This is a genomic window from Streptomyces sp. SID13666 (assembly GCF_010548325.1).
Lineage (GTDB): Bacteria > Actinomycetota > Actinomycetes > Streptomycetales > Streptomycetaceae > Actinacidiphila > Actinacidiphila fildesensis.
The window spans coordinates 24449-39151 of record NZ_JAAGLX010000062.1 but is presented as its reverse complement, the minus strand read 5'-3'; the positions used below and the strand labels follow the sequence as shown (position 1 = coordinate 39151).

Annotated in this window: 16 protein-coding genes and 1 pseudogene; 10 read left to right on the top strand and 7 right to left on the bottom strand. The window is 72.1% G+C overall.

Annotated elements, in window-relative coordinates:
- Positions 1–147 precede the first annotated feature (147 nt).
- From G3I60_RS39960 to G3I60_RS39935, 6 genes are all read left to right on the top strand, one after another.
- Positions 148–1479, top strand: a complete 1332-nt coding sequence (locus G3I60_RS39960; RefSeq protein WP_164295795.1) for a UDP-N-acetylglucosamine 1-carboxyvinyltransferase — start codon at positions 148–150, stop codon at positions 1477–1479.
- Positions 1476–2711 (top strand): metallophosphoesterase, encoded by a 1236-nt coding sequence (locus tag G3I60_RS39955; protein ID WP_164295797.1) that lies wholly within the window; start codon positions 1476–1478, stop codon positions 2709–2711. The genes G3I60_RS39960 and G3I60_RS39955 overlap by 4 nt, the downstream gene beginning before the upstream one ends.
- Positions 2708–3247 carry a dCTP deaminase gene (gene dcd / locus G3I60_RS39950; protein WP_164295799.1) on the top strand — a complete coding sequence of 180 codons (540 nt, stop codon included), beginning with the start codon at positions 2708–2710 and terminating at the stop codon, positions 3245–3247. Before G3I60_RS39955 ends, dcd begins: the two co-directional genes overlap by 4 nt.
- Positions 3244–3780, top strand: a complete 537-nt coding sequence (locus G3I60_RS39945; RefSeq protein ID WP_164295801.1) for a deoxycytidine triphosphate deaminase — start codon at positions 3244–3246, stop codon at positions 3778–3780. The genes dcd and G3I60_RS39945 overlap by 4 nt, the downstream gene beginning before the upstream one ends.
- Positions 3777–4898 (top strand): glycosyltransferase family 4 protein, encoded by a 1122-nt coding sequence (locus G3I60_RS39940; RefSeq protein ID WP_164295802.1) that lies wholly within the window; start codon positions 3777–3779, stop codon positions 4896–4898. Before G3I60_RS39945 ends, G3I60_RS39940 begins: the two co-directional genes overlap by 4 nt.
- Positions 4899–4983: 85 nt before the next feature.
- Entirely contained in the window at positions 4984–6027 is a 1044-nt protein-coding gene (locus G3I60_RS39935) for a serine hydrolase (protein ID WP_164295804.1), read from the top strand.
- A 35-nt stretch (positions 6028–6062) separates the two neighbouring features.
- On the opposite strand, the gene G3I60_RS39930 is transcribed toward G3I60_RS39935, so the two are convergent.
- Genes G3I60_RS39930 through G3I60_RS39910 form a run of 5 tightly spaced genes read right to left on the bottom strand, consistent with a single transcriptional unit; the run spans position 6063 to position 9377 of the window.
- Positions 6063–6413, bottom strand: a complete 351-nt coding sequence (locus G3I60_RS39930; protein WP_164295806.1) for a sulfurtransferase TusA family protein — start codon at positions 6411–6413, stop codon at positions 6063–6065.
- Entirely contained in the window at positions 6410–7075 is a 666-nt protein-coding gene (locus G3I60_RS39925) for a class I SAM-dependent methyltransferase (RefSeq protein ID WP_164295856.1), read from the bottom strand. Before G3I60_RS39925 ends, G3I60_RS39930 begins: the two co-directional genes overlap by 4 nt.
- 28 nt (positions 7076–7103) lie before the next feature.
- Positions 7104–7526 (bottom strand): spore germination protein GerW family protein, encoded by a 423-nt coding sequence (locus tag G3I60_RS39920; protein ID WP_164295807.1) that lies wholly within the window; start codon positions 7524–7526, stop codon positions 7104–7106.
- A gap of 10 nt (positions 7527–7536) precedes the next feature.
- Positions 7537–8706 (bottom strand): cysteine desulfurase family protein, encoded by a 1170-nt coding sequence (locus G3I60_RS39915; protein ID WP_343241457.1) that lies wholly within the window; start codon positions 8704–8706, stop codon positions 7537–7539.
- Positions 8703–9377: a metalloregulator ArsR/SmtB family transcription factor gene (locus G3I60_RS39910; protein ID WP_164295811.1), complete on the bottom strand. Its 675-nt coding sequence runs from the start codon at positions 9375–9377 to the stop codon at positions 8703–8705. The genes G3I60_RS39915 and G3I60_RS39910 overlap by 4 nt, the downstream gene beginning before the upstream one ends.
- 116 nt (positions 9378–9493) lie before the next feature.
- Between G3I60_RS39910 and G3I60_RS39905 the strand changes: the two genes are divergently transcribed.
- Positions 9494–10852, top strand: a complete 1359-nt coding sequence (locus G3I60_RS39905; RefSeq protein WP_164295813.1) for a rhodanese-like domain-containing protein — start codon at positions 9494–9496, stop codon at positions 10850–10852.
- Complete coding sequence (locus G3I60_RS39900; RefSeq protein ID WP_164295815.1) at positions 10849–12132, top strand: MFS transporter; 1284 nt, start codon at positions 10849–10851, stop codon at positions 12130–12132. Before G3I60_RS39905 ends, G3I60_RS39900 begins: the two co-directional genes overlap by 4 nt.
- Before the next feature lie 28 nt (positions 12133–12160).
- Here G3I60_RS39900 and G3I60_RS39895 read toward each other — a convergent pair.
- Both G3I60_RS39895 and G3I60_RS39890 read right to left on the bottom strand, forming a co-directional pair.
- A pseudogene (locus G3I60_RS39895) lies at positions 12161–12397 on the bottom strand (site-specific integrase); the annotation flags it as partial.
- Between the two features lie 86 nt (positions 12398–12483).
- Positions 12484–12840 (bottom strand): metalloregulator ArsR/SmtB family transcription factor, encoded by a 357-nt coding sequence (locus tag G3I60_RS39890; RefSeq protein WP_164295816.1) that lies wholly within the window; start codon positions 12838–12840, stop codon positions 12484–12486.
- Between the two features lie 80 nt (positions 12841–12920).
- Here G3I60_RS39890 and G3I60_RS39885 point away from each other — a divergent pair, with 80 nt between their 5' ends.
- Positions 12921–14096, top strand: coding sequence for a cation diffusion facilitator family transporter (locus G3I60_RS39885; protein WP_164295818.1), 1176 nt, complete (start codon positions 12921–12923; stop codon positions 14094–14096).
- A gap of 125 nt (positions 14097–14221) precedes the next feature.
- Positions 14222–14689, top strand: coding sequence for a hypothetical protein (locus G3I60_RS39880; RefSeq protein ID WP_164295820.1), 468 nt, complete (start codon positions 14222–14224; stop codon positions 14687–14689).
- Positions 14690–14703: the final 14 nt, after the last annotated feature.

Below are 14703 nucleotides of genomic sequence, written 5' to 3'. Positions count from 1 at the left end.
GCAACCGCCTCGTCGGCATCCTCCACGGATGCCTCAAAACCCGCACCCACTACGACGAAGCAACCGCCTGGTCACACCACGCCCAGCCTTATCCCTCTTGACATGAAACGGCATGGGATGTCTGACCACCCCTCGAGGAGCTCTGTGATGACCTGCGTCCCCGCCCCGTTAACGGGCCTCGATGCCGTCACTGTCCGCCCTGGCCCGCCGCTGGCCGGCACGGTGCGGGTGGACGGTTCGAAGAACGCCGCCCTGCCGCTGCTGGCAACCGCCGCCACGATGCGCCGGACCGTGCACCTGAGCAATGTCCCCGCCAGCACCGATGTCCAGGGCCTGCTCACGCTCCTGCAGTCGTGCGGGGTGCGCATCGCCCGGCCGGTCACCGACCCGGCCACCGTCATCGTCCTGCCCGCCACCGCCACCGCCACCGCCACCATCCCCGTCCCGGACCTGCCCGGGGCAGGGCGGCTGCGGGCCTCGTACTACCTGGTGCCCGCTCTGTTGGCGGCGTGCGGGCAGGCGGTGCTGCCGTGGCCGGGCGGCTGCCCGGTCGGGGACCGCGGCATGGACGTGCACTTCGCCGTGTACCGGGTCTTCGGCGACACCGTCGCCCTGACCGACACCCACTACACCGTCACCGCGACCAGCAACCCGCGCGCCGCGGTGTCCCTGACACTGCCATTCCGCTCACGCGGCGCCACGGCGGCCGCGCTGTTGCGCGCGGTGGCGGGCGGGGTGCGGCTGCGACTGGGCAACCCGAGCCTGTGCCCGGAGGTGCTGGCCGTCCTCGATGCGCTCAGTGGCGCCGGGTGGGCGGTGGAGATCGGCGAGGACCGGGTCGTCCTGGAACCGGCAGCCCACTCGCAGGCCGAGGCGGTCACTCTCACGGTGCCCGGCGACAAGATCGAGGCGGGAACCCTGGCGTGCGCGGTGGCCGCCACCGGCGGCAGCGGCCGCATCGAAGGGATCGACGGCCGCGACGTCACCGCCGTAGTGGAGGCCCTGACCTGGCTGGGGATACCGGCCACCGCCGAACCCGACGCGGTTACCGTCCGCGCGGACGCGCCCCAGCTGACCGGGCGCCCGCTGCGCATCGCCGCCTCCCTGGCCCCCGACGGGGTCGACGCCGACTTCGAGCCCGCACTGCTCACCCTGGCCCTGGGCATGCCCGGCACGCACCTGTTCGCCGACGCCATCAACCCCGGCCGCCACCACAACCTGCTGCCCCAGCTCGGCCTGCTCGGGGCCCGTATCGACGCGCTCTCGCCTACCCAGTGCCGGCTGGCCGGACCCCAGCGCCTGACGGGCGCGACGGTGCGGGCCACCGATATCCGCACCGGGTCCGCCCTACTGCTCGCCGCTCTCACCGCCGACGGCACCACCACGGTGACCGGGCTGGAGCAACTGCGACGCGGCCACGCGGACCTGCCGGCCAAACTGCGGGCGCTGGGCGCCGACATCACCGAGGTGCCCCGATGACCGGCACCCGGCCGCTGGCGCGGATCGTGGCCACCACCGACGTGCACTCCGCCCTCGACAACGCCCGCCCGCTCCTCGCCCACCTGCACGCTGCCCGTGCCGATTGCCTGGTGGTGGACTGCGGGGACTTCTTCGAAGGCACTGGCTACTACCGCCTCGGCGCCGGTGCCACCGAGCGCCAGATCCTCTTGTCGTTGTACGACGTGATCGCGCCGGGCAACCACGGCTGGCCCCACCACCGCGAACCCGAACTGCAAGCGCTCACGGTGTGTGCGAACGTCGTTCACGACCGCACCGGCGATCTGCTGTTCCGCCCCCTGCACCGCGCCCGGATCGGCGGCCGCACCATGGCGGTCACCGCGGTGCTGGGGGTGCAGGCTTTCGATGCGATCCCCGCCCACCAGCGCATAGCCGACCGCGTCATCGACCCGGTCCGTGCCCTGGCCGGGCTGTTCCTGGCCCACCGGCACGAGGTCGATGCCTGGGTGCTGTTGTCCCACTCCGGCTTCGCCGAAGACCTCGAGCTCGCCCGCCACTGCCCGTTCCTGGACGTCGTCTTCGCCGGGCACTGCCACAGCGAGCACTACGCCCCCCAGGCCATCGGGGACACCCTGGTCGTCAAAGGCCGCGAACTGGGCCTCGGGTACGCGACCGCCGAGCCGGTCGGAGCGGGCTGGGCCGCCCACACCCACCTGTTCGCCCCCAGCACCAGCATCCCACCGGGCATGAGCGGGCCCGTGAGGGAGATCGACCGGCTGCGGCGGCGCCTGGCCGCACCACTGGGACCCCTCACCCGGCGCTGGCGCGGCACCCGCGTGGACCGCCAAGCCCTGGCCGCGGCGACCGCCGCCCGATTACACGCCGGGCTCGGGGCCGACGCGGTGATCCTCAACGAGACCGCACTGCGGACTACCTCCGTTGGCGAGGTGCTGACGCTGGGGGACCTGCTGGCCCTCGAGCCGTTCGCCAACGAACTCGTCCACGCCCTCGTCCCGCGCGCTATGACCGGGGATGTGCCTGGCCTGCTGGCCCACCTCACCGCCCACGCAGGCCCACTGGCCACCGCCCCCGACCCTCTCCCAGGCCGGGTCCACACAGTCCTGACGACCCGCTACCTCGCCGACAGCTACCTCGACGGACACGGCCGCAGCGCCGCCGTCCGCCTCGGCCACGCGGTCCGCCACGTCCTGACCACCGAACCGCTCGAACTCGACCAGGGAGCCCCGCGATGATCCTCACCGGCCCGGAGATCACCGCCGCCACCCACGACGGGCGCCTGCGCATCGCCCCGTTCGAGCCCGCCCAGGTCAACCCCAACAGCTACAACATCCGCCTGGGCCCGACTCTGCTGACCTACACCGAACCGGTCCTGGACACCCGCAGCCCCAACCCGACCCGCGCCCACGACATCACCGACGGCGGGTTCGTGCTGCAGCCCGGCCAGCTCTACCTCGGCCACACCCTGGAGGAGGTCGGCTCCGACACCTTCGTGCCGCTGCTGTTCGGCCGCTCCTCCGTCGGCCGCCTCGGACTCTTCGTCGAAATCACCGCCCCCATCGGGGACCTGGGCTTCTTCGGCCAGTGGACGCTGATGCTCACCCCCGTGCGCCGCCTGCGCGTGTATGCGGGCATGAAGATCGGGCAGATCATGTTCTTCGTCGCCGCCGGCCCCGTCGACCTCTACGCCGGCAAGTACCAGGACGCCGTGGGCCCGCAGCCCTCCCGGGCCTGGCGCGACGACCACACGTTGGGGGTGGTCGCGTCGTGATCCTCACCGGCCCCGCCATCGCCGCCGCCCGCACCGCGGGCGACCTGACCATCGACCCGTACGACCCGGCCCGCCTGTCGCCGAACGCCTACGACTGGCGCCTGGGCCACCGGATCCGGATCTGCGAAACCGATCTGGACGCCGCGGCGCCGACCGCGTTCACCGAAATCACCCTTCCCCACAGCGGTTTCGTTCTCGAGCCCGGGATCCTGTACCTCGGCCACACCTTGGAGCACACCGGCTCCGAACGGTACGCCCAACTCCTCAACGGCGACCGCACCACCGGGACGCTCGGCATCTGGGTGCACGTGTCCGCGCCGTTGGGGCATGCCGGGCACGCCATCCGCTGGACGCTGGAGATCCGCGCCGCGAAGGCGGTGCGGATCTATCCAGGCATGACGTTCGGGAAGCTGGTCTTCCTGCACACCTACGGCGCCCCGGCCAGCTACCAGCGGCACGGGCTGAAATACAGGCACAGCGAGGGCATCGACACCTCCCGGTTGTACGAGGAACTGCCCGGCGGTCCCCGATGACCCCCGGCAGTCCGCCTCGGCCGGGGCCGGGGGTGGCCACCGCCCTGGACCTGCCCGCCGGCAGTCCCGGCGGCAGTGTCGAGCTGTTCCTCGACCTTTACACCGGGCCCCGCCCCCTCATCCCCGCGCGGGCATTCATGCTCCAGCCCGCCGGCCCGCGCCCCCAGGGACCGGCCGGCCTGGAACTGCTGTCCGTGGGCGGCAAGGCCTTGGACGGCGCGGACTTCACCGCCTACGTCCACCGCCTGCGCCGCGCTCTGGCCATCGCCCTGGACCCGGACCAGGTCCAGGTGGTGCATCTGCAGCACCTGACGTTCGGCGCGACCCCCGCCCTGATCCGCGCCCTTCCCCACCACCCGCGGATCGCGCTGGTGCACGGCACGGACCTGCTGTTCGCCGCCGCCCACCGCACCCAACTACGGGTACTGCGCGACACCACCACCGCCGCCGACACCATCGTGGTACCCACCGCCGCGATGGCCGACCACCTGCGCCAGCTCGCCCCCGCCCTCGACACCACGAAGCTCGCCGAGATCCCCTGGGGCATCCCCGACCACCTGATCACCACCCCGCCGCCCCGACCGCCCCGCGACCCCGACACGGTCCTGCGGCTGCTGTACGCCGGACGGCTGACCTCCGAGAAGGGCATCCAGAACCTGCTGCGCACCCTCACCGGCACGGCAGGCGCCGAACTGAGCATCGCCGCCCCGGCACACGAGTTCAGCGCCCTGGCCCCCCTGCTGCGCGCCGCTGCTGTTCCGGCCCGGTACCTGGGCTGGCTGGACCGGCGGGAGCTGTGGCGGGCCTTCGCCGACCATGACGCCCTGGTCATGCCGTCCACCATCCTGGAGGCCATGGGCCTGGTCGCCCTCGAAGCCCAGGCATGCGGCCTGCCGGTCCTGTTCCAGCCTGTTCCCGGACTGAACCAAACGCTCGCCGCCGGCGGGCTGCCCACCGACTTCACCGACTCCACCGCGCTGGCCACCACCGTGCGGCGCCTGCGGACCGATTCCACTGTCCTGGAGGATCTGCGGGCCGCCGGGCTCGCCAACGCGGCCCGCTTCCCCCTCAGCGCGACCGCCGCAGCCTTGGCCGACCTCGGCCGGACACTGACCTGACCGAATCCCGGGCGCGCTGCCTGACCCTGCCCTGGCCATCTCACTACGCTGTTCGGCGGGACGGCCACCACTGACCGGGGAGACCATGACGCTCACCACCGACCGTATCGGGCAGCTCCTCCACGATGGAGTCCGCGACCGCGTCTACCCCGGCGCGGTGTGGGCCGTCGGCGACGCGAGCGGCGTCCAGGACACCGGCACCGCCGGGGCCCTGGACCCGGCCCATCCCGACGAGCCGATGCGCGCCGACACCGTTTTCGACGTCGCCAGCCTCACCAAGATCCTCGCCGTCTGGTCCGTGATCGGCGCCCTGTGGGAGGACGGCCACGTCCCGCTGCAGGCCCCGTTGGGCAGCTACTGGCCGCAGCTGGCCGGGCAGCCGCTGGCCGCTGTCACCGCTCACCAGCTGCTGACCCACACCGCCGGCCTGCCGCTACGTGCCAACCTCAAGAGCCTGTACGGCACCGATCCGGATCATGTGCGCGCCGGCGTCCTGCACGAGGTCCTGCACTGCCCGCCTGGGCAGGCGGTGCAGTACACCGACCGGGCCGCCCTCATCTTGGGCTACCTGGCCGAACACCTCACGGGTCAAAGCCTCGGCCAGCCCGCAAGCGCGCGGGTCTGGGAGCCGCTCGGCATGGGCCAGACACAGTTCGGCCCGCTGTCGCAGAGCATCGCGGCCCGATGCGCGCCCACCGAATACGACCCAGACGTCGGCGCCCACCTCAAGGGCATCGCCCACGACTTCTCCGCCCGCCTGTTGGGCGGGGTGTGCGGAATTGCGGGGGTCTTCTCGGTCCTGGAAGACCTGTCGGCGTTCGCCCGATACCTGCTGGAACCCGCGACCGCGCCTGCCCAGCCTGGGTTCGGCCGGGCCTGGATCGAGAGATCGTTGACCGTCCAGACCGGCGATCTCCAACCGGCTCGGGGACTGTTCTGGCACCTTGCCCCCGGCTCGGAGGCGGTCGACGACATCTGGGTGCACTACGGCTTCACCGGCACCGGGATGTGGCTCTGTCCGAAACAAGGACGATGGGCGGTGCTGCTCACCAACAAGCTTTACTACACGCGCGACCGCGGACCCCTCACCACCCTGCGCGACTCCTTTCGCACCCTCGCCTTCCGCTGAACTCCGGCCCGCCGCGTGCCCGCAGCGAACCCCGGTCAGAGGGGACCGCTCGTGCCGTGGCCGGACGTGGCACCGCCGGGGCGGCCGTGCGACGGCGTGTGCCAGGGCGCGTCCCGGCGGGTGGGGCGGGCGTCCGAGGTCAGTTGGAGGGCGTACACGTCCCGGATGGGGTCGGGGACGGGGCCGAGGTAGGTGTGGCCGGTCATGTGGCACCAGGCGGGCAGGTCCAGCGGGGCGGCCGGGTCGGTGGCGATCACGTGGACGACGGTGCCTGCCGCGGCGTCCTGGATCTGCCCGCGCATCAGCAGCAGGAGCTGGACACACAGCAGCCCGCTGCCGTCCACGGTGATATCGGCGGCCGGACTTGCCGTGGGGCGGGCGGTCACTGGGGCACCGCCTGGGTGACGCGCCACAGGCGGCGGGGCAGGTCGCCTTCCTCGAAGACGTGGACCTCGTTGAGATCCCAGCCGTCGGCGAGGGCGTCGACCAGGCTGCGGGGGAAGAAGTGCACGGCGAAGCCGCCGTGTTCGAAGATGTCGTCGCCGTGGGCGGTGCCCGCCTGGTAGTGGGCGTCGCCGGTGTGCCGCACGGTGTAGACGAAGACCCCGCCCGGCCGCAGCACCCGGCGCACCTCGCCGGCCAGTGCCACGATCTCCTTCGTGGACAGCGCCATGCACAGCAGCATGTGTGCGAAGACCGCGTCCACCGAAGCGTCCGCCATCGGCAGCAGTTCACGCACGTCGTGCACGACGGTGGACACCCGCCCGGCCAGGCCCTGGTCGCGGGCGGCATCGCGGAGCTGGTCCAGGCCGGTGGGGCTGAAGTCGGTGGCCTGGACGGTGAAGCCGGTGCGGGCGAAGTACAGGGCGTCGCGCCCGTGTCCGGCTCCCAGTTCCAGCACGCGTACGGCTCCGGCGGCGCGGAAGGTCTCGGCGGCATGCAAGGCCGGGGCCGAGGGCTCACAGCCGTACATGCTCGGATGCGCGGTGTACGTGGACTGCCAGTGGGCGCGCTGGCTTTCGGCAAGTTCCTGGTCGTGATCGTGCATGAGGGCAGCGTGGATCCGCTGCCGGGTGTCAGTGATGTCCACGCCTCCTCAGTGCGCGGCCGATCGCCGGGAGGGCTGATCCGGCCAGCAGGGCTGCCAGCGGGAGGACCACGTCGGTCCAGGGGTCGCGGATCGGCTTGTAGGTGGCCTTGCCGCCGGTGATTTCGATGAAGCCCAGCGGTTGCGCTCCGGCGCCGCCACCGCCGCCCCCGCCTTCGGCGGACTTGGCGGTCCCCACTTCCCGGCCGGTGCCACCGCCGAAGCCGAAGCCGCCGCGAGCGACGGGGATGACAGTGACGCCGTCGCGGGTGACCGGCTCGCCGAAGACGGCGGTTACCGAGGCCCGCGCGCCGAGCGTGTCGGCGAGGCGTTCCAGCAGGGTGGCGGAGGCATGGGCGGCGCCCAGGTCCGCCACCGCGGCGGACGGCGGCGTGTCGTGTGGTGCGGTCATCTGGATCCTCCTACGGCTGGTCGGCGGTGCAGGCGGTGATCAGCAGTCCGGCGGCCTGGTCGATGTCGGCGGTAGCGGTCCAGCGTCCCAGGGACAGCCGCAGAGCCGACAGGCCGCGGTCGCCGTGCAGGCCCATGGAACTGAGGACTGGTGAGGGCCGGTGGTCGCCGCTGTGGCAGGCCGAGCCGGTGGAGGCGGCGATCTCGGGTACAGCGGCGAGGAGTTCATGGCCCCGAATGCCGTCGATGCTGATGTTCAGTGTGTTGGGCAGGCGGTTGTTGGTGGGGCCGTTGAGGTGGACGCGGCCGGGCAGTGCTTGGTTCAGGCGGGTGTGGAGGTCGTCGCGCAGTGCGGCGAGGCGGTGGTCGGCGCCATCGGCCAGTTCTTCGGCGGCGAGGCCGGCTGCGGTGCCCAGGGCGACGGCGAGAGCGACGTTCTCGGTGCCGGCGCGCAGGCCGTACTCCTGGCCGCCGCCGTATACCAGCGGTTCGAGCACTACCCCTTCACGGACATACAACGCTGCGGTGCCCTTGGGCGCGTACATCTTGTGCCCGACGACCGCCAGCAGGTCCACACCCAACACCCCGACGTCCAGCGGGATCTTTCCGGCGGCCTGGGCGGCATCGCAGTGGAAGAGTGCGCCGTGCTCGCGGGTGATGCGGGCCAGTTCGGCGATGGGCTGGAGCGCGCCGGTCTCGTTGTTCGCGGCCATGACCGTCACGAGGACGGTGCATGGGGTGAGCGCGGCCTGAAGGTCCGCCGGAGCGACGAGGCCGTGCCGGTCCACGGGCAGGTAGGTCACGTCGGCGCCGTGCAGGCGCTCCAGCGCGCGGCAGGTCTCCAGTACGGCGGGGTGCTCGGTGACCTGGGTGATGACATGCGGCCGGTCGGCCTTGGCGGCGAGAACCGCGCCACGGATGGCGAGGTTGTCGGCCTCCGAGCCCGAGCCGGCGAACACCATCTCCCCGGCCTCGGCGCCGAGAAGCGCGGCGACCTGTGCGCGGGCGCGGGCCAGGGCACGCTGCGGCTCGGCCGCGTAGGCGTGGCCACTCGACGGGTTGCCGAACCACCGTGCCAAGTACGGCTGCGCCGCCTCGGCGACGCGGGGGTCGACGGGGGTGGTGGCGTTGTAGTCCAGATAGACCGGCCCGCCGTCGAGGGCGCGATGGGCGGCGGTCACGCGGTGGCTCCGGTGGTGACGGGCAGCTCGGCGAGCCGCCATTCCAGCATTCCGTCGGTCAGCCGGACCGCGCGTCGGCCGCGCGCGTGCAGCAGGCGGACGGCCTCGTAGGCGAGCACGCAGTAGGCGCCGCGGCAGTACGCGACCACTTCCACGTCGTCCGGCAGTTCCGCGATTCGGTCGGCGAGCTGATCGACGGGGATGGACAGCGCGCCGGGGACGTGACCTGCGGCGTACTCCTCGGCCGGGCGTACGTCCAGGACGACGACCGCACCCGACTCCACGCGGGCCAGCAGTTCCTCCCGCCCCACCTCCACCTCGGGCGCGTCATCGCTCCCCAGATAGGCCGTGCGCGCGGCCTCAACCCCGGCCTGGTGGCGCTGGGCGACCTGGCGCAGCAGGGCGTACAGGGCGGCGACGTCGTCTCCTGCCAGCCGGTAGTGGATGCGCACCCCCTCGCGGCGGGTCGCGACCAGCCCGGCCTGCTTGAGGGCCTGCAGATGCGCCGAGGCGGTGGTCAGGTTCAGCCCGGCCGCCTTGGCGAGCGCGTCGACGGGGCGCTCGCCCTGGGCGAGCAGGTCGAGCAGTTCCAGGCGCTTGCCGCTGCCCAGCGCCTTGCCGGTGGCAGCGAAGGCGTCGTACAGCGCCGCCTTGTTCGCGGGGTCTCCCATTTTATCCTCCATAAATCTATGGAATATTGTAGGAGAAGTGAGAGGGTGACGCCACCCCGCCTCGTTTCGGCACTACTGCCGCGCGCTGCGACCGCTCCTCCGTTAGGAAGAAGACCATGGGCTTCGCCGATGATCACCTGATACCCCTGGTCGACGAGGGGCTGGGCAACAGCGCCTATCTCGTCGATCTCGGCGACGGCCGCGCCCTGGCCGTCGACACTGGCCGCGACCTGCGCACGCTGCGCGCGGCGGCCGGCCGACGCGCACTGACGATCGCGTTCGCCGCCGACACCCACCTGCACGCCGACTTCCTGTCCGGCGCGGTTCAGCTGGCGGCCGACGACCGCGCCACTGTGCTGGCCTCGACTGCCGGTGACCGCGCTTTCCCGCACACCGGATTGGGTGACGGCGATGAGATCGATCTCGGCGGCCTGACGCTGCGGGCGCTGGCCACCCCCGGCCACACCGACGAGCACCTGTCCTTCCTGCTCCTGGACGGCGCCCGTGAACTGGGCGTCTTCACCGGCGGCTCACTGATCGTCGGCTCGGCCGCCCGCACCGACCTCCTGGGCGCCGACCGCGCCGAGGAGCTTGCCCGTGCCCAGTACCATTCGCTGCGCCGGTTGGCTGAGCTGCCCGATGCGACGGCGGTCTGGCCCACCCACGGCGCGGGCTCCTTCTGCTCCGCCCCACCCGGCGCCGAGCGCACCACCACCATCGGCGCCCAGAAGCAGGCCAATGCACTGCTGGCCGCACCGGATGAAGACACCTTCGTACGCGAGCTGCTGGCCAGCCTCGGCTCCTACCCGGCGTACTTCGACCGCTTGGGCGAGCGCAACCGGCACGGCCCCGCCATCCTCAGCGATACCCCCGCCCTCCCTGTCCTCACTCCTGCCGAGGTGCGGTCCTTGCTCGGCCAGGGCGGGCAGCTCGTCGACGCCCGCCCAGTGGCCGACTTCGCTGCCGGGCACATTCCCGGAGCGGTCTCCATCCCGCTGCGGGACCAGTTCGCCACCTGGCTGGGCTGGCTGCTGCCCGACGACGCCCCGCTCGTCGTCGTCACCGCTCCGGGTCAGGACCTCACCGAGATCACCTGGCAGGCGTTGAAGATCGGCTACGAACACCTGGCGGGCCACCTGGAGATGGCGGCCTGGACCGCCGGCGGCGGCCAGGAGCAGACCATCGAACTCCTCACCGCCGACCGCATCGCCGACCGGCCGGTCCTCGACATCCGGCAGCACGCCGAACATGCCGCCGGACACATCCCCGGCGCGGTCGGCATCGAACTCGGCGACCTCGCCGCGCGCGCCGACGAAGCCCCGGACAGTGCCGTGGTCGCCTGCGGGCACGGCGAGCGCGCCATGACCGCCGCCAGCCTGCTGCAACGCGCCGGACAACACGGACTCGCCGTCCTCGACGGCGGCCCCTCCGACTGGGCTGCGGCCACCGGTCGTTCGCTACAGGAGGGCGAGTGACCACCACCGCCCCCCATCACGGCGGCATCCGGCTCGGACTGCGCGCCAACCTCGCCCAGTTCACCCTGCTCGTCGCCGTCAACGCCCTGGTCGGCGGCATGCTCGGCCAGGAACGCACCGTCCTGTCACCGCTGGCCGAGCAGGTCTTCGGCCTCGACGGCTACACCGCCGCACTCACCTACATCCTGGCCTTCGGCGCCACCAAGGCCGTCACCAACTTCTTCGCCGGCACCCTGTCCGACCGCTATGGCCGCAAGCCCGTCCTGATCTCCGGGTGGCTGCTGGCCCTGCCGGTCCCCGCCATGCTCGCGTGGGGCCCCACCTGGGGCTGGACTATCGCCGCGAACATCCTGCTCGGCGCCTCCCAGGGCCTGGCCTGGTCCACCACCGTCATCATGAAAATCGACCTCGCCGGGCCCGAACGCCGCGGCCTGGCCATGGGCCTGAACGAAGCCGCCGGATACGGCGCCCTCGCCGCCACCGCCATGGCCACCGGCGCCATCGCCTCCCACTACGGCCTGCGCCCCGAACCCTTCCTGCTCGGCGCCGCCTACGCCGCCCTCGGCCTGGGCCTGTCCACCCTCGTCGTCCGCGAGACCCGCGACCACGCCCGCGCAGAGGCCGCACGCCACCCCGTACAGGACGCCGCCGTAACCGGGTTGACCACCGCCCAGATCGCCCGGCGCACCAGCTTCACCGACAAAGCCCTGTCCGCCGCCAGCCAGGCCGGCCTGGTCAACAACCTCAACGACGCCCTCGCCTGGGGCATCTTCCCCCTGCTCTTCGCCACCCACGGCCTGTCCATCGGACAGATCGGCGCCCTCGCTGCCATCTACCCCGCCGTATGGGGCGCGGGTCAGCTCCTCACCGGCTGGTGGTCCGACCGGATCGGGCGCAAACACCTCATCACCGCGGGCATGCTGATCCAGGCCGTCGCCATCGCCCTGGTCGCCACCGGCACCACCTTCGGCGTCTGGGCAGCCGCCCAGGTCCTGCTCGGTCTCGGCACCGCCCTGGTCTATCCCACCCTGCTCGCCGTCATCGGCGACGTCGCCCACCCCGCCTGGCGTGCTCGGTCCGTGGGCGTCTACCGGCTGTGGCGCGACGGCGGCTTCGCCGTCGGCGCCCTCCTCGCCGGTACCCTCGCCGACGCCTACGGCCTGACCACCGCCATCTGGGCCGTCGCCGCCCTCACCGCCGCCTCCGGCCTGACAGTCGCCGTGCGGATGTACGAGACCCACCCGCGACACTCCGGCACAGCAGAAGTCCGCGGCCGATAGAGGCTCTTCCAGGATTGCTCAAGACCGGTCACCGGCGGCTGTCGCCGGGGGCGAGCAGGGTGGTCACCTCAGCGATTGCCTTTGCCGACGGCTTGAAGTAGCGGCGGAGGTTCTCCGGCTTCTTGTGCCGGGACTTCGCCATCAGCATCAGCAGACTCGCCCTCGCCTCGCCGAGGTGGGTCAAGGAGGAGGGGCGGTATTCGTGCAGGTCCCAGCCGGTGCCGGGCCCGCGCACGGCGGTGTGCTCATCCAGCAGGGCGCGGGCCGTGTACGCCGACAGCAGGTGGTCAACGCAGGCGAAGGGGAGCAGACGGACATCTCCCTGTCGGCGGCGCAGCGCCCCTCACCCTGTCAGTCGTGGGGCGGGAGGTTGCCGAGCTGATGGTCGGCGGACCTGAGCACCTCGTCGACCAGGCGCTTGATGTGTCCGTGCGGCAGGGCGTAGATGACCCGGCGTCCTTCCTTGCGGGTGGTGACCAGCCCGGCCAGGCGCAGCCGGGCCAGGTGCTGGCTGACCGACGGCCGGGCCACGCCGCACGCCTCGGTGAGTGTCGTCACATCCGCCTCGCCCTCGGTCAGGTGATGCACGAGGGCCAGGCGGGTGCGGTCGGCCAGCAGCCCCAGGACCTCTGCGGCCACGGCATACCGCTCGCCTGCGGTGCGCTCCTGCGGGCCATGCGCACCTGATAGGTGCATGCGTGCAGTCATACGCACATGATGGTTGGATGGGCGGCCGGTGTCCAACCGGTCTGCTGTACGACCCCCTGAACCGGAAGGCGTGAGTTGCCGTGAGCGAGACGTGCCCGACCCCCGATCCTCACCGCGAGGACAAGCGTGCAGGCGCCTACGGGGGCGAGCACGCCACGGCGCACGGCGGCAACGGTCATGGACCGGCTGGCGGCCACAGCCACAGTCACGAAGACCACGGGCACCGCCACGACCATGGGCCTGGCCATGATCACGGGGAGGACGGGTCGGGCCGGTGGTCGCGGCTCAAGCACCGTCTCGCGCACGTGGTCACGCCGCACTCCCATGAGGCGGCGGACAAGGTCGATTCGGCGATGGAGTCCTCTGCCGAGGGCATGCGGACACTGTGGATCTCGCTGGCCGTGCTCGGTATCACCACGGTGCTCCAGGCCTTGGTGTTCGCGCTGTCCGGATCGGTGGCACTGCTCGGCGACACGATCCACAACGGCGCCGACGCGCTGACCGCCGTGCCACTGGGTATTGCGTTCATCCTCGGCCGTAGGGCGGCGACCCGCCGCTTCACCTACGGCTTCGGCCGCGCCGAGGACCTGGCCGGCATCGCCATCCTGCTCACCATCACCGCGTCGTCCGCCCTGGCCGCCTATACCGCCATCGACCGGCTGCTGAACCCGCAGGAGATCACCCACCTGCCGTGGGTCGCCGCTGCCGCGGTCGTCGGCTTCATCGGCAACGAATGGGTGGCCCGCTACCGCATCACCACCGGACGCAGAATCGGCTCCGCCGCTCTCGTCGCCGACGGCCTGCACGCCCGCACCGACGGCTTCACCTCGCTGGCCGTCCTGCTTGGCGCCGGCGGCGCCGCGATCGGCTGGCGGCTCGCTGACCCGATCGTCGGCCTCCTGATCACCGCCGCGATCCTGATGGTCCTCAAGGACGCCGCCAGGGAGGTCTTCCGCCGACTGATGGACGCCGTCGACCCCGCCCTGATCGACGCCGCCGAAGGCGCCCTGCGGGCCGTGGACGGCGTCCGCGATGTCGGGCAGGTGCGGATGCGGTGGATCGGCCACGCCTTGCGCGGCGAGGCCGACATCGTCGTCGACCCGCACCTGACCGTGGTGCAGGCACACGCCCTGGCGGTTGCCGCCGAGCACGCCCTGATCCACGCCGTTCCCCGGCTGACCGCCGCCACCGTACACACCGACCACACCACCGGCAGCGGCGACCCGCACGCCCTCCTGGCGCACCATGCGGGCTGACGCCCGAACAGGCCCGGGCTCTGGCCGCCGGGACGCGATCCCCGACACCAAGTACCCACCCGGGGTATGGTCGGAAGGTCGCGCCCCTCGGGGGCGCTCCACATGGTGAGAGAAGGGAACCGGCAGTGGCAGGCACCGGACAGGCGCGCAGACGGAGCATCGCCCGACTGCTGACCCTGTGCGCGGTGCTGCTCGGCCTGTTCCTCATGCACGGCGCACCGGCCACCGCGGCTGACGGCTGCCACGGCGCGATGTCCACCGCCTCGCCAACGGCGCACGGCCATGCCACCACCGCGATGAACTCCACGGCCCCCGAGGCCATGACGCCTGCACCGTCTACGGTGATGACACCTCCCGGCGCGCAGCAGCACGTTGCGGATGCGTCGGCGATGCGCGGCGCGATGTGCGTCTCGACTCCCGCTCGGGACCGGACCCCGCTGCCCGCTGGCGGCGCCCTCATGGTCGTCGTCGCAGTGCTGGCGGCCGGTCTTCTCGCGCACCGGCCGGTGCCCCTGGGCCGGCCGGCGCGGCGCGGACCACCGCCACCAGGCGGGCGAAGTCTGCTCCTGACGGTGTGTATCGCGCGGACCTGAGCGGACCGCGCCGG

Bases quoted from the DNA above. Each gene is read 5' to 3' on its own strand.
- G3I60_RS39905 (WP_164295813.1), top strand. From the start codon at position 9,494: ATGGGCTTCGCCGATGATCACCTGATACCCCTGGTCGACGAGGGGCTG.
- G3I60_RS39920 (WP_164295807.1), bottom strand. From the start codon at position 7,526: ATGACCGCACCACACGACACGCCGCCGTCCGCCGCGGTGGCGGACCTG.
- G3I60_RS39955 (WP_164295797.1), top strand. From the start codon at position 1,476: ATGACCGGCACCCGGCCGCTGGCGCGGATCGTGGCCACCACCGACGTG.
- G3I60_RS39960 (WP_164295795.1), top strand. From the start codon at position 148: ATGACCTGCGTCCCCGCCCCGTTAACGGGCCTCGATGCCGTCACTGTC.
- G3I60_RS39940 (WP_164295802.1), top strand. From the start codon at position 3,777: ATGACCCCCGGCAGTCCGCCTCGGCCGGGGCCGGGGGTGGCCACCGCC.
- G3I60_RS39925 (WP_164295856.1), bottom strand. From the start codon at position 7,075: ATGCACGATCACGACCAGGAACTTGCCGAAAGCCAGCGCGCCCACTGG.
- G3I60_RS39935 (WP_164295804.1), top strand. From the start codon at position 4,984: ATGACGCTCACCACCGACCGTATCGGGCAGCTCCTCCACGATGGAGTC.
- dcd (WP_164295799.1), top strand. From the start codon at position 2,708: ATGATCCTCACCGGCCCGGAGATCACCGCCGCCACCCACGACGGGCGC.
- G3I60_RS39910 (WP_164295811.1), bottom strand. From the start codon at position 9,377: ATGGGAGACCCCGCGAACAAGGCGGCGCTGTACGACGCCTTCGCTGCC.
- G3I60_RS39890 (WP_164295816.1), bottom strand. From the start codon at position 12,840: ATGACTGCACGCATGCACCTATCAGGTGCGCATGGCCCGCAGGAGCGC.